General features: G+C 44.9%; 10 protein-coding genes. 9 read left to right on the top strand and 1 reads right to left on the bottom strand.

The window, feature by feature from the left end; all coding sequences use genetic code 11:
• Positions 1-18 precede the first annotated feature (18 nt).
• On the bottom strand, positions 19-396 hold the full coding sequence (locus ACR32F_RS17205) for a ribosomal protein L7/L12 (RefSeq protein ID WP_440109027.1): 378 nt from the start codon (positions 394-396) through the stop codon (positions 19-21).
• A 330-nt stretch (positions 397-726) separates the two neighbouring features.
• On the opposite strand from ACR32F_RS17205, the gene ACR32F_RS17200 reads away from it, so the two are divergent.
• The 9 genes from ACR32F_RS17200 (at position 727) to ACR32F_RS17160 (ending at position 14535) form a co-directional block, all read left to right on the top strand.
• Entirely contained in the window at positions 727-1704 is a 978-nt protein-coding gene (locus ACR32F_RS17200) for an aldo/keto reductase (protein ID WP_440109025.1), read from the top strand.
• A 430-nt stretch (positions 1705-2134) separates the two neighbouring features.
• Complete coding sequence (locus ACR32F_RS17195; protein ID WP_440109023.1) at positions 2135-3235, top strand: ATP-binding protein; 1101 nt, start codon at positions 2135-2137, stop codon at positions 3233-3235.
• Positions 3223-5625 (top strand): DUF5682 family protein, encoded by a 2403-nt coding sequence (locus ACR32F_RS17190; RefSeq protein ID WP_440109022.1) that lies wholly within the window; start codon positions 3223-3225, stop codon positions 5623-5625. The genes ACR32F_RS17195 and ACR32F_RS17190 overlap by 13 nt, the downstream gene beginning before the upstream one ends.
• The gene (locus ACR32F_RS17185) at positions 5610-6800 is read left to right on the top strand and encodes a VWA domain-containing protein (protein WP_440109020.1); all 1191 of its coding nucleotides are present in this window, start codon (positions 5610-5612) and stop codon (positions 6798-6800) included. The genes ACR32F_RS17190 and ACR32F_RS17185 overlap by 16 nt, the downstream gene beginning before the upstream one ends.
• A 38-nt stretch (positions 6801-6838) precedes the next feature.
• On the top strand, positions 6839-10399 hold the full coding sequence (locus ACR32F_RS17180; RefSeq protein ID WP_440109018.1) for a DUF4132 domain-containing protein: 3561 nt from the start codon (positions 6839-6841) through the stop codon (positions 10397-10399).
• 4 nt (positions 10400-10403) lie between these two features.
• Positions 10404-12170 (top strand): hypothetical protein, encoded by a 1767-nt coding sequence (locus ACR32F_RS17175; protein WP_440109016.1) that lies wholly within the window; start codon positions 10404-10406, stop codon positions 12168-12170.
• A complete protein-coding gene (locus ACR32F_RS17170) occupies positions 12157-12435 on the top strand; it encodes a hypothetical protein (RefSeq protein WP_440109014.1) in 279 nt (92 codons plus the stop codon). Before ACR32F_RS17175 ends, ACR32F_RS17170 begins: the two co-directional genes overlap by 14 nt.
• A gap of 169 nt (positions 12436-12604) precedes the next feature.
• On the top strand, positions 12605-13147 hold the full coding sequence (locus ACR32F_RS17165; RefSeq protein WP_440109012.1) for a sigma-70 family RNA polymerase sigma factor: 543 nt from the start codon (positions 12605-12607) through the stop codon (positions 13145-13147).
• Positions 13129-14535, top strand: a complete 1407-nt coding sequence (locus tag ACR32F_RS17160) for a DUF4179 domain-containing protein (protein ID WP_440109010.1) — start codon at positions 13129-13131, stop codon at positions 14533-14535. The genes ACR32F_RS17165 and ACR32F_RS17160 overlap by 19 nt, the downstream gene beginning before the upstream one ends.
• Positions 14536-14589 lie beyond the last annotated feature (54 nt).

Raw genomic sequence — 14589 nt, 5'->3', positions numbered from 1 at the left:
GGAGTCTCGACACATTAATTATAGGCGTTCAAAAGACTCGACATAATCTTTGGCATCTTTGAGAGACAGATTTTTGGCTTCACGAACCTTTTTGATCGCAACGATTTTTTTGCCTTGTTGTACAAGTGCCAGCAATTCACGATCAAGTTCGGTCAGTTCAGCCTGTGACGCTGAATGAGGTGATACATCCAACGATGTAGGGCTGTAGTTCAAAGAAGAGTGTGAAACAGGACCTCCCCCGATCTCAAGGCGTTCGACATCCTGTTTCAATTCATTCAATTGGCTCTGCAAACTAATAACACGCACCAATAAAATGAGTATGAGCAGTAAAAAAACGATAAAAACGATGGTGTTTATTTCCATGCTGTTCAGTGCCTCACTTTCAATACTAGACATGTTTATTTCAGTATCCGGTCTCCATTCCAGTTCTTATAATAGGTGAATGTCTTTGCCAAAAGCAAGATGAGAAATCTTGCCGTCAAGGGGGGATACGTAAATGATTTGGCTTTATACATAATGTCTGCACCTTTTATATATTCAATACTCAAGCTTTTGAGACCTTGTCTACAATTATAGAAATAAGCTAAGTGAGCTTTGAAAAGACGATGATTTCATTTATAGATAGATATATCGGTCGATGGAGCAGGAGAATAGAGGAAGAAGGAAGAAATAAGAGAGTTTCTGTAGAGGTGCATTATAAAATAAAAAAACGAGGAGAAATCTGACATGTCTCATTTACAACTCCCCCTGCACCATCACCAGATTCCCGCAAGTCCGCTTGTCCTTGGCTGTATGCGGTTCGGAGGCGAATGGGATGGCCTTCCGATTACCCCAGATCTGGTTCTGGAAGGTCACAAAGCTGTGGAAGCAGCGCTTGAGATAGGCATTAATCATTATGATCTGGCCGATATTTACACACGTGGCAAAGCAGAGCATGTATTTGGACGCGTGTTATCAGAGCGTGCAGGTTTGAGAGAACAGATCATTATACAGTCCAAGTGTGGTATACGTCTGGCTGGTGATGATGAAGGACCTCAACGCTACGATTCTTCGTCTGCACATATTCTAGCAAGTGTGGACGGTATCCTCCAAAGATTAGGTGTGGATTATCTGGACATCCTGCTACTGCATCGTCCCGACCCCCTTGCCCATCCGCAAGAGATCGCAGAAGCCCTTGCCAAACTTCATTATTCGGGCAAAGTAAGACACTTTGGTGTGTCCAACATGGGTTCTGAACAAATTCGTCTTCTTCAGCTACACAGCAGCGTCCCTCTGATTGTGAATCAGCTTGAGATGAGCTTGGACAAAATAGGATTTGTTGAAGCAGGCGTGACTGTGAATCGCCCACCAGCGAGGGAAAACGTATTTCCTTACGGCACGATGGAGTACTGTCAGGCAGAGCATATTCAGCTGCAAGCGTGGGGTCCACTCGCTCAAGGTCGATTTACCAGCAGGGTAGTTGAAGGACAACGCCCGGAAATTGAGCATACGGCTCAGTTGGTTCATCGAATGGCGAAGGAGCGAGGAGTGACGCCAGAATCCATTGTACTGGCATGGTTAATGAAACATCCGGCAGGAATTCAACCCGTCATCGGTTCGATTCGACCCAAGCGTATTTTGGCCTGCCGGGATGCTGCGAAGATTGAGCTAACACGTTATGAATGGTATGAGCTGTATTCTGCTTCGTGTGGACGAAGAATGTGATCCGCGAACAACATGGAAGATTCACATGATTTTAATAGGAACTCTGAAAAAAGATTGAATATAAATTGAACTTAAAATGGAGACACAGGCTACCCGCCCTGTGTTTCTTTGTGATATTGGGCTTAAATTGGTTAAAACACAATATCAATCGTTTAATGAGTGATAGGGACATATGACCTATAATACGAATGTATTTACATTCATTGCTCTGATTCAAGTTCCAACTCTATGCAATCAGCAGTGACTCAATGATACAGCCAGTTCATAATTGCGCTATAGACTATGTCCATGGACTTATGAGAAGTGCTGATAAGAAGGACGTTTCAACCATTTTTATTGTTTTCTACGTTCGTGGATAGGTTGCTGTGATAAAATGATTCTAACGAATAAGAACATACGATCTGTTTATACGAAAGGAGACACCTTGACGATGGAAATGCTTAAGCCACCCGCCGAGACACTATACGACACCGAATTACGTGCATTGCGAGAGGAAGATATTGGAAAGAGGCCTCCGAACTGGCTGTTATCACCGGCCTATGTACGGGATTTTATTGTAGGCAGGGATAAACCTGCGATATTGGATGGCAATGAGGTACCGATTACCCGCAAATTTTATGGCAATGATGTGCTGATTGAACGTGCAGTGGTAACCTTGGCAGGCAATCGGGGGTTGATGTTAGTAGGTGAACCAGGAACAGCCAAGACCATGCTCAGCGAATTGCTGACGGCAGCCATCTCGGGAACAAGCCTGAACACCATTCAAGGTACGGCTGGCACAACGGAGGATATGATCAAGTATTCTTGGAATTATGCCATGTTGCTTGACAAAGGCCCCTCGGAAGCGGCACTTGTACCCTCACCGCTATATAACGGGATGAAGAAAGGGATTCTTACCCGTTTTGAAGAGATTACACGTTGTCCTGCCGAAGCGCAGGATAGTCTAATCAGTATTCTGAGTGATAAGGTGATGAATATTCCTGAACTGGATGGCGGTGTTCTTTTTGCTAAACCGGGATTTAACGTCATTGCTACAGCGAACATTCGCGATAAGGGTGTCAATGAAATGAGTGGTGCATTGAAGCGGCGCTTCAATTTTGAAACGATCAAACCGATCAGTAATGTGAAAATGGAAGCTAAAATTATTGAATCCCAGGCACGCAGCCTGTTATTACATAGTGGTATTGATATCGAAATTAATTCGGACGTGGTTGAATTGCTGGCCACGACATTTATGGAACTTCGCACCGGCATGACGCGGGAAGGGTACAAACTGGATACACCTCAAGCGTCCATGAGTACCGCTGAAGCCGTATCTGTATATGTTCAGAGCGCCATGACTTCTTATTATTACGAAGACAAGGGCATTGCGCTGGATCGATTGGTGCAGAACATGCTGGGAACCATTGCGAAGGAAAATGACAAGGATCTGTCCATTCTCAAAACCTACTTCTCCAAGGTCGTGAAAGAGCGATCCAAGACAGAAGGGATTTGGAAGAACTACTACGAGGAGAAAAAATGGATCGGTTAACTGGAACGGCGGAGCCGGATGTTACTCAGTTACATACGTTGTTTGAGGCCGAGGTATATAACCTGGATAACGGTACGGTTTATTTTCCTGTACGGCACCATAGTCCAGTGTGTTCCTATCACTTAATACGATTGATTGAGGAGTACAAACCCGACACCATTCTGATTGAGGGACCCGAGAGTGGTAATCCATTGATTCAGGTCCTGGCTGATGAAGCAACGGTACCTCCTGTCAGTCTGTACTACACCTACGAAAGTGAACATGAGAGAGAGGCTTGCTATTATCCGATGCTTCGCTACTCGCCTGAATATGTGGCTTTGAAGGAAGCTGCAAGATTGGGTATTCCGGCGCAGTTTATCGACCTGGACTATCACCACTTTTCCAAGCCCGGCAAAACAGAGCAGAAGGAAATATCCATTCAGGATGAAACCTTGCTGGCCGGATCAGACTTCATCAACCGCTTGTGTCAGAAAACAAACTGTCGCAGCTTTGATGAGTTATGGGAAAAGGTATTTGAGATTGGCGGTTTGGAGAAAACAACCCGGGAGTTTGTGCAAGATGTATTCACGTACTGCACCTTATCGCGGATGTGTTATTCAGCGGAACGATTGAGCACTACAGGTGATCTGGCAAGAGAAGCGCATATGAGAGAGCGGATTGGGCAAGTCAGGCAGGTGCATAACCGTGTGCTTGTGATTACGGGTGGGTTTCATACGTATGGACTTTTGATGTCAGAGCCTGATGAACCGGACTCAGAAGGGATGACGTTGAACGAGCAAGTACGGGGTGGGGATTCGGTTCATCAGCAGATGTATCCGATGGTCTATACGTTTGCTGAGGCGGATCGATTGAATGGTTATGCGAGCGGAATGCCTTATGTGAACTACTACGAACAGATTTGGAACCAAATGCTCCGCCAAAAGAGTACACCGTATAACATGACGGCGCTGGATTTATTGTCTCGGCTCACACGAAAGCTGCGAGAAAGTCATGAGCATGTATCCACCAGTGACGCGATTGAGGCTTACAGCATGATTCAGGGTCTGGCTGGACTGCGGGGCAAGAGGGAAGGTGGAGTTTACGAGCTGATGGATGCGGCACTCTCTTCTTTTGTTAAGGGGGAGCTGACACTAGCTTCAGATAAACCTCTTCAAGAACTGCAACGATTGTTGACTGGAGACGTCATTGGAAGTGTTGCCCCTAACCCATTCAGCATTCCAATCGTTGAGGATTTCAAAGCACGCTGTATGGGTTCGAAACTGCAAATACGTACGACCGGCCAACATAAGAAAGTACTCGATTTATATGCCAAACCGGACCATCGTCAGACTAGTCAATTATTTCAATGTATATCCTATCTTGTTCCAGAATTTTCAAAACGGCAATCCGGACCAGATTGGATCGCACAACGAGACATGAATCTTGTTCGGGAAACATGGGTCTACACGTACTCCTCACGGATTGAAGCCAGATTAATTGAGAATTCAATCTATGGGGGAACGCTTCGGGAAGCGGCAACACGTAAAATGGAAGAACAGATGCGGGAAATACCGGATCATCATAGTGGTGAACTTGCCAAGTCCATGCTTCAGGCTCTGCTCATGGGTCTGCAGGATACCGCGATGAAGCTGTATGAACAGGTTGAGTCAGCTTTGCGCAAGGATGGAAATTTCCTCTCTCTGTGTGGGAGTCTGCATATTTTGAACCGAATTCAGCAACACCGTAGACTCCTCGGTCTGTCTGAGGACGAGCATCTCCCTAAACTTGTATCCGAAGCTTATACCAATGCAGTAGACAAGCTTCTGCAGCTCTCAAGAACCAATCCGGATGAACATGAAGCCATCGTTCAGGGGCTAAAGCTGCTTGCGATGCTGGCGGAGTCATCTGAGGAACGTTTCCAAGATGAGACGTTTAGGGCACATTTGAATGAACTTCTGTCAGATCATAAACTTCCGGCACAGCTGGAGGGGGTATGTATTGCCATCTCTTCAGGACTCGGTGACAGGCAAAGGGAAGAAATCGTTGATCGTGCACGTGGATATATCCGGGGAACACCGGAACAGACCCGGCAAACGGCGCTTTACTTACAGGGTGTTTTTTCTGTAGCACGCGATGCTTTCTTATATGAAGATCAGTTGTTAACCGAGTTGAATTATATGATAGAGAATCTCGACTATGATGAATTTATAAGCATGATACCGCAACTACGTCTAGCCTTCACCTATTTTACCCCTATGGAGACAGGCCTCATCGCGGATCGCGTCGCGAGCTTGCATAAGGTACACATAGAGACGATGTCCATACCTCCTGTGGACGAGCAACTCTTGATTCAGGCGAGAACATGGGATGAAGCCATCAGAAAGGAGTTTGACGCATGGGAGCTGATCTAAACGAGCTGGATACATCCGAGCATGTTGATAAGGGCAGCGCTGAGCTTAATCAGGTGGAAACCTTGAATCGCTGGCGTCTTATTCTGGGCGAATCAGCCGAACAAGGCTTATCCAATTCGGATGCGTACACTCCTGATGAGTTTCAGTATTCCGAAATAGATGAGATTCTAGGCTATTTGTACAATCGCGAATACGGTGAAGAGCAAGGGTACAGAAAAGAGGGCGGGCGCGGACCGTCCAACTTAACCGTTCCCAAGTGGTTGCATAAAGTTAGGGAGTTATTCCCCAAATCAACGGTAGAAATACTGGAAAAGCAGGCGCTTGACCGTTATGGGTTGACGGAATTATTAACCGACAAGAAGCTGCTGGAATCACTCGAACCGAACATGAATTTGCTCAAAAATATTATGCAGTTCAAGGGGCGGATGAAGGGTGAGGTATTAAAGAGCGCCAAGGAAATTGTGCGAACTGTAGTCGAGGATTTGCGCAGCAAGCTGGAATCTCAAACAAGAGCGAGTATTATGGGGAAACGCAGCCGCTATGCATCCAGTTCGGTACGATCCTTACGCAATCTAAATTTCAAACAGACCATTACCAAGAACCTGAAGAACTATGATAAAAACAATCGCAGATTTGTAATTGAGCGCCTTTATTTTGACGGGAATATTCAGTCTCATAACAAGTGGGACATCATCATTGGTGTGGACGAAAGTGGCAGCATGCTGGATTCAGTCATATACAGCTCGGTGATGGCAAGCATTTTCTATCGATTGAATGCACTGCGAACGAAATTATTCATTTTTGACACTCAGGTTGTCGATCTTAGCGAAAGGCTGGAAGATCCCGTGGATGTGCTCATGAATGTACAGCTTGGCGGGGGGACACATATCACCAAAGCACTGCGTTACGGAGAAACGTTAATCGATAATCCGGGCAAAACCATCTATATTCTGGTCAGTGACCTGGAGGAAGGGTACCCGATTCAACAGATGTACAAAGCTTGTAAAGATATCATTGACACCGGGTGCAGGTTACTTGTTCTAACCGCACTCGATTTTAACGGAGAATCGGTTTACAACAAACATGCAGCACAGACGTTAACCAATATGGGTGCACATGTAGCGGCGATTACACCTAACGAGCTCGCGGATTGGATTGGCGAGATTATCACTTAATTAATTCAATTAACTCAAATTTCTAGGAGGAATGTGTAATGCTTATTGCAGACCGTGGAATAGAGACCTTGGTGGAGAAATTTGCTGAAATGTGTTCGAACGATTACTCGCTTAAAACAGATCGTAGTCAAGAAATCATTGATTATGTTCTCGGAACGACGGACAAATTTCCTGAAATGATGGGTAATTCCAGTCATTATGTCTACTATACGACTGAAGCACTTATGAAGCTTGCCAAGAAAGATGATGGAGATATATTTTTTCGGGCAGGGGCTATTGTCATTCATCTGGAATCTCAGTATTCCAGACGTAATTCGTGGAGGACAGATGGCTTCACGATCTGTATCGGCGATGATTCAACAGCCTACGGATTAAGCGGAAAGAGCAAAAGCCAGGATCGGATGGGCGATTTACTGTTCCGATTGCAGAAAATCCGTCAGTTTGCTGGAGAGAAGGAAATTTTGGAGGAGTTAAAAAGCAGGCTAAGCCGTGTTCGGTTGTTTGTTGAATCCAAGAAAGGAAATGGATATGGAAACCATCAACGGGAAATTATTGACGCTTTGTTACTTCTGAAACTGTATTCCAGATTGGAAGGCATTACCTCACAAGCAGCACAAGTACAATTACTCAGCCAAAACCTGCATGAGTTACTCCAACTGGTGATCGTTGAAGATGCAGAACAGCTTCGGCCAACGTTACATAAGCTTATTGAACCATTGGTTGTATGCTCCGTCCAGAGCCGTTCTATGCAGTCCGTTCGTGATCTGGATCCGGAATTCCTTCAACAAAAACGGAATCAACTGATTGTAGAGCATTATCCGAACACTTCATTGAATAAAAAGGATCAATTGTCCCAAAATGTGTTTCACCAAACGATGATATTGCTAAGTAGTTCGTTATTATATCTGATTAATATCAATGGCGGCAAAGAACGCTTCCTCGAAAACAAGGGGGAAACGGGGCAGGCTTTACTGGAAGCAATAATTCAATTGCATGAAATCTATCCCTTCGAAATGCGCATGTACCTACTGAGTTTGGACTCCAGAGCCAAGAATGTAGACAACCTGTTTACTGGTCTTCTTCCGATCGACGAACCTTACCAGTTGATCGAGCTAATCAATTACGAACTTAACATGTATTCTGTATCGTGGCCCACGCTACAGTTAGCGATTGCGAGTGAGCCTGATCAATCAAGACGGGCATATGAGCTGCTCAAAGCCCCGTATCTCAAGCTCATTATTCAAAAGATAATGGAGGACCGCGGGCTGGAACTTCCAGAAGCTGAAGGAACGATTGAACAAGCCGTCTATGCTGTACTAAGAGAGCCATTGGATGGGGGACGCAGTGGCCTAGCCATCGCACGGTATCTGGAAGGCAAAACTTCGTTGGAGGAATACTGGAACGATCCAAACAGCCGGGAGTTGTTTAACAACCTGAATCGTGACAAAAAGCGAATTCAGAGCTTAATTTCCATCAGCTTCCTGCCTGAGGAATCGGAGGCAATGCGGCGGTTCGTCATTTTGACTACATATCCTGATTGGACAATGGATATCGTCTCAGATATGTATCGATCCTATGCATTTAGTGGTGAAAAGCTTCTTCAACGTTATGGTCAAGATCCAGAGGTACAGCATGAGAAACTGTTGACCAGCCTCATCTCACTTAATGGCATGACAGATTATAGATACAATTCCATGCCCAAGGATGAGTATCGTCGGATCATTCAGCAGAATCTTGAATATGCGCTGAAACAGTATAAAAAACTTCCAACGGACACTCGCATTTTAGTATTAGAGATCACCTTTGAGCAGCGTCAGGGACTGCCCAAAAAACAGTTGTCTGAAGCGATTCGTGCCGGATTACAGGATTCGTCGAAGAAAGCCAACGGCGTAGCGTTGGCTGAATTCAACCGGATTCCTGATGAAGAGTTATACTCGCTTATATACCACGCGGAGAAAAAAGCGGGGATCAAAGAGATGGCTCTGACCGCGATCCGCAGTCTGGAAAACAGCAAGGAGCTGTACGGTGAGCTTTTGAAGAAAGAGAAGTCGGAGGATTGGAAGAACCTGATTCAAATTCTGCTGGATACCGCAGATCTAAGCCCTGAGTATGCTCATGCTGCGCTTGCTGATCAGGCAGATGGCAAAAAGCTGGCCAGACTAAGCTGGTTGACTCTGAATGATCTCCCTTCCCTGACGCGAACAGAGGACAATCAGCCGTTAGATGATCGAATTAAGCTATATGCTTTGGTGCAATCGCTGGATCGCACGTCAGGACCCAATGAAAGATTAAATGAATTACGGGACTACGTAAGCGACGCATCGCTTGCTCGCTTTGCAAGTGAACTGCTCCAGGTCTGGATTCAGGAAGGGGCTCCTGCAAAAGAGAAGTGGGTGATGTATGTATCAGCACTCTTTGGCGATATTCAGATTGTGAATATTCTGGCTCCGCAAATTAAGGAATGGACAGAAAACAGCCGCGGCGCAATTGCAGCAGATGCTGTGAAAGTGCTCGCATACCTGAAAGATCCATCCGCTCTCATGGCGATTGACAAGATCAAACGTGGCGTGAAGAACCGTCAGGTGAAAGGTGCTGCAGAAGAAGCATTGCAGCTTGCAGCCGATAATATGGGACTTACTCCGGAACAACTGGAAGATCGGCTCGTCACCACGCTTGGTTTTGATGAAAAAGGAACCATGCAACTGAGCTACGGAGAGCGTTCATTCCTGATTAAGGTGAATGGAGACTTGCAAGTTGTTGTATTCAATGAAGAAACGGGCAAATCCGTGAAGAGTCTGCCTGCTCCTGCACAGAAAGACGATGCTGAACTGGCAGCGCAGTCCAAGGCACGTTTCACGCAGCTGAAAAAAGATCTCAAATCCATGGTTAACATTCAGGCGCAGCGTCTGGAAGAGTCATTGTCCAAGCAACGTCTATGGTCTGCAGATGAGTGGAAAGCACTGTTTGTACAAAATGTAATCATGCAGAAATTCGCTGTAGGTCTGATCTGGGGCACGTATGAAGATGGTCAACTGGTCACCACCTTCCGTTATATGGAGGACGGCACGTTTAATACCGTTGATGAGGATGAATATGAGCTGCCCTCAGGTTCGCTGGTGGGCCTGATTCATCCACTCGAACTTGACCAAGCTACGCTCGAAGGATGGAAAACGCAGCTGGAGAATTACGAGATTAAGCAGCCGTTTGAGCAGCTTAATCGGGAAATCCATGTGCCTGAGGATGAAGACAAAAACAAGGTTGAATATGAACGCTTGCCGGAGTCTGATTTTTCACCCACTGCATTCCCCAAAGCACTGGAGAAATACGGCTGGATCAAAGGGCCCGCGCAGGATGGCGGTTGGTATCATGAGTTTTACAAAGAGTATGGAGATCTTGTCGCAGAACTGCGTTTCAGTGGTACGAGCATAACGTATTACGAGGGACTGGATGATATTACACTGGAATCCCTACATTTCTTCAAACCGAATAACAAGCAATATTATTATTATGGTGACAACAAACCCATTGCTTTGGGCAACATTCCAGGTCGGGTATTCAGTGAAACGATCTATGATATTCTGAGAGCAACGGGGCGTTGATGACGTGAGTGGATTCAAGGAGAAATACCTGGTTTTTTCGAAGCTGTGTACGGAGGATTATCTGATCCGGTATGCCAACAAGGGATTGTACAAAAGGTCTTTGAAAGAGTTGGACAATGGTGTAAGTGTAACGTACACATGGAATGAATCATCTGTGAGTTGCCAGTTAAGTGACGGGACACACTGTACGCTTGAGAATACGCTGGATCATTGGGAATGCTCCTGCCCGGCCGATCATATCTGCAAACATGTCCTGATTTCGATCTTGTATTTTCAACGGAAACACCAGGAAGAAGATACGGTGAACCTTAATGAAGAGCCCTCCTCGGAAGAGCTGGGTGTGGAGACAAGTATTGATGAAAGTGATGTAAAACAGAATTCACCATCCCTGGTGACGGAGTCCCGCTTCCGCTGGATGATTGAAGCTGATCTATCAACGTTGATTAAATCGTATAGTTCTTCGATGATTGAGGAAGTTCTATTTCGACTAAAGTATCCCGAAGAGATTAAGATTACTGAGGACTCGCTCCTTACTGTGCATCTTGTAAGTCAAGATATCGAAGTTTCGTTTACCGAGGAGTCAAGCCTGGCGAAAGCGTTATGTAAAGTGAAGCAGACAGCGGGAAATATGGCTAAGCTCGAAGCGTTGTTGCGATATCGGAAACAACAAGGTTTGGACGATACGGAAGCGTTAGGTGGCAGAGTGTACGAACCCAAGTTTTCCCTTCAAACGGTACGAGAATGTCGTGTCATGCTGGCAGGCCTGTTGAAAACGGGGCTTGCTAGGCTGCCGCAGTCGTATATGGCACAATTGGAGACCTTGGCGATTGCGGCCCATAGTGGCAACCTTCCAGATGTGGAGCGAAGTTTGCGTGGGATTCAGGGGGAGCTGCAGCTGTTTTTTAATAGACATGTACGCTTCTCCATGCAATCCATGCTTGATCGAGTAAGCAAGCTGTATCTTGCATTGCAGGTATTGGAGCAAAATGAGATATCTGCAATGAAGCAGAGTCAGCTCATTGGCAGTTTCCGCAGTAAATACTATGCTGTTCCTGCATTACATCTGTACGGTTTGGGAGCTGATGCGTGGGAGACGCGATCCGGTTACCGTGGAATCACCTACTATTTCTATTGTTTTGATGATCAGGAGATCTACACTTACAGTGATGTGCGGGCTGTATACTATGAAGATAATCCGTTTTCATATACAGAGCATTACGGATCGTTCACTCCCTGGCTTCCTAATCTGACCTTTCGTCAGCTTGGGGGAGAAGAGATACAGTTTCGTTCCGTGAAAGTGAATGAGGAACGTCGGATTTCCTCTGGCGAAGGTGCTAAGCTGATGTTGCTGCCCCGAACGGGAGTGGAAGAAGTGAACCTGGGTAAGTACATGCAAGATGTATCGTCTATACTCCTTAAGGATCTACGATTATTTGACCTTTTTTCCGTTCCAAAAGAGCGATTGGCAATCATCAAAGTTGCCCGAATCGTAGAACATAGCTTTGATAAGCAAACGCAGGATCTTATTCTTACGATTGAGATTGAAGATGGGGAAAGACTAGCCCTGACACTTCCTTATTCAGTGGACTATGAAACGATGATCAAACGGCTGGAGTCAGGGTATGGTGCTGCATCGCTCGAACACTTTTATGTCTTTGTTCGCGTTGAACAAAAGCATATATACCCGATCAGTTTCCTAAAGGGTCAAACGGTGATCAGTCTGAAACTGGATACGGGCTATGGAAGGACGGGAAGACTTGGAAGACTATAATCAGTTGATGCAGAAGATCAGCAGCTGGTCAGAAGAGTTATTATTGCGAGGGATATCCCAATTCACACTGAGAGATATTGAATTCCTGGAACAGCTGGTCGTGGAGAGCACAAGGTTCCAAATGACTTTTCTTCGTGAAATAATGGAAGTTGTTATCGAGGAAGGTCGCAAAACGGCGCTGGGGAACGGTGATGAGGAGTTTTTACTGTTTCAGTATTGCCGCCTCACTCAATATGTACAACTGAGCACTCAGGAATCATCCTGAACTAATACGTATATGAAGATTTGCAGAAGCGTAAGCCTCTGCAAATCTTTTTTTATCGAATTTGAGTAAATGGTGTTTCTGAAACGAATCTATTATGGAGTCACGTTTTAATGGATATATCCGTATCTGACTAACTCGTATATCACTCTATATGGAAGGGAGGGTAAGCATGAAGGAAGAACAGATCAGGGAAGCAGTCGCAAGACGTGACCATGAAGCCATGGAATGGGTGATGAATCAGTATGCCGGATTGTTGTGGAAAATTATTTATTCCATATTACATAATGCTTCATCTGAAGAAGTCGAAGAATGTGTAGCAGACACCTTTTTTTCATTTTGGCAAAATCCACTTTCTTTCCAGCCCGAGCGCAGTAGTTTGAAAAATTATCTGGCGACCATCGCGAAGCACAAGGCCATTGATCGTTACCGGAAATTGAATCGCAGAAGTGAGATTGCATATGAGGAGAGCATTCATTTTGTTCAAACTGAGGACACGCTTTCGCAATTGATTAGTAAAGAAAGGTATCAAGAATTGGAACAAGCTATTGAATCATTTCCTGAACCTGACCGGGAGATTATGAAACGTCGATTTTACGAAGGTCAGAAGCCATTGGAGATTTCAGAAGCATTGTCGTTGCACATCAGACAGGTCCATAACAAAATTTATCGTTCGAAACAGTGGTTGCGTAAGTGGTGGTTGCAAAAGAAATAGAGGAGGTGATTCACATATCGAATCCAGGAGATCATTTTACGGAGCAGAATCTAACCCATATCAAGAAATTATTCTATGAAAAAGCGGGCCTTAAGGCAAATTCTCAACGTAATTCACAAAAGAATAGAACACAACTGTACAAAAGGAGAATCCCTAAGATAATCTATATCCCCATTGCAGCCTTCCTGTCTTTAACTATTGTTACAGGTGCAGCAGCGGCTCTGGGGGTAATTGATCTTTCATCTATCCTGCAATTTTTGAGTGGAGATCGAATTAACATTCTTCGTCCCGTAAATAAGACCAGTGAAGATCAGGGCATACGCATGCAGACTCTCGGTGCGGTTCGAGACGGCAGCACAACTGAAATATATGTATCCCTCACGGATTTAACAGAAGACCGAGTGAATGCTTCGCTTGATGTATATGATTTTCATGTATCAGGTGGTCGGTCACATAATGCACAGTTAGTACAGTATGATCCTGCCGAGAAGACTGCGATTATCCGATTTCTGGTTCAGGGAAAACGGCTCAGCAATCGAATGAGTGTCCAGATTAGTTCTTTTTTATCAGGTGCAACTAAAGAAGAGAACTATGATTCTGGGCTCAATCTCTCAGAACTCCTGAGTAAGAAGCAGCAGAACGAATATGATACTCTTGATCCACTCAAAGACTGGATTAGCGGGTGGGGAGGTGAATCCGCTCTGGAATTAAGTGAACAGGAACTCATTCATGTACTTCGTCAGGATCAAACCCATATTAAGTTGCCTGGGATCGATTGGATGTATATATCCAATATAGGTTTCATTGATGGTAAATTGCATATTCAGATTAATCCAGATGACGAGATGGGTAGATACAATCATGGTGATTTTTTCTTCACTGATGATCGAGGGAACAAGCAGGATATTCCTATGAATAGTGTCTCCTATGGCTCTTATATCAAAGATGGTACTAGATACGGCGGGGATTATAAGGAGTATATTTTTGATATTTCAGATATCAGTCAACTCAATAATCTTCAACTTAAAGGATATTTTACTCGTTACGATCAGTTCGTTAGGGGGGACTGGGAAACGACCTTTAATCTGAAGCAAGATACATTAAGTAAAACTGGAGAAACGACGCTGGTTATGAATGAGGATATACGTACGGAGATTAAAGTCTCCTCCCTAGGTGTTACACTTATGGGCAAGGGTGTAAACCAAATCAAGCCTGAGGATCTACGTATGGAGCTTTATTTGAACGATGGCACAAGCATTCTTCCCCAATCAGGGTTTTTGAATATAGATGAAGATTTGTTGAAGTGGATATCGCCTCGCACGATACCAATCAAAGAAGTAAATTATCTTATACTCAACGGACAGAAAGTAATGTTACACGATCAGTAGGGTTGGAGACGACTGAAAAGGGTGGCCTTAGCGGCTGCCCTATTTTTATATAAT

The sequence above is a fragment of the Paenibacillus hebaui genome (genome assembly GCF_051934385.1).
In the GTDB taxonomy this organism is placed as follows: Bacteria; Bacillota; Bacilli; order Paenibacillales; family Paenibacillaceae; genus Paenibacillus.
The sequence above is the reverse complement of the archived record's forward strand: the minus strand, read 5'-3'. Positions and strand labels throughout refer to the sequence as shown.

Bases quoted from the DNA above. Each gene is read 5' to 3' on its own strand.
- ACR32F_RS17205 (WP_440109027.1), bottom strand. From the start codon at position 396: ATGTCTAGTATTGAAAGTGAGGCACTGAACAGCATGGAAATAAACACC.
- ACR32F_RS17200 (WP_440109025.1), top strand. From the start codon at position 727: ATGTCTCATTTACAACTCCCCCTGCACCATCACCAGATTCCCGCAAGT.
- ACR32F_RS17195 (WP_440109023.1), top strand. From the start codon at position 2,135: ATGGAAATGCTTAAGCCACCCGCCGAGACACTATACGACACCGAATTA.
- ACR32F_RS17190 (WP_440109022.1), top strand. From the start codon at position 3,223: ATGGATCGGTTAACTGGAACGGCGGAGCCGGATGTTACTCAGTTACAT.
- ACR32F_RS17185 (WP_440109020.1), top strand. From the start codon at position 5,610: ATGGGAGCTGATCTAAACGAGCTGGATACATCCGAGCATGTTGATAAG.
- ACR32F_RS17180 (WP_440109018.1), top strand. From the start codon at position 6,839: ATGCTTATTGCAGACCGTGGAATAGAGACCTTGGTGGAGAAATTTGCT.
- ACR32F_RS17165 (WP_440109012.1), top strand. From the start codon at position 12,605: ATGAAGGAAGAACAGATCAGGGAAGCAGTCGCAAGACGTGACCATGAA.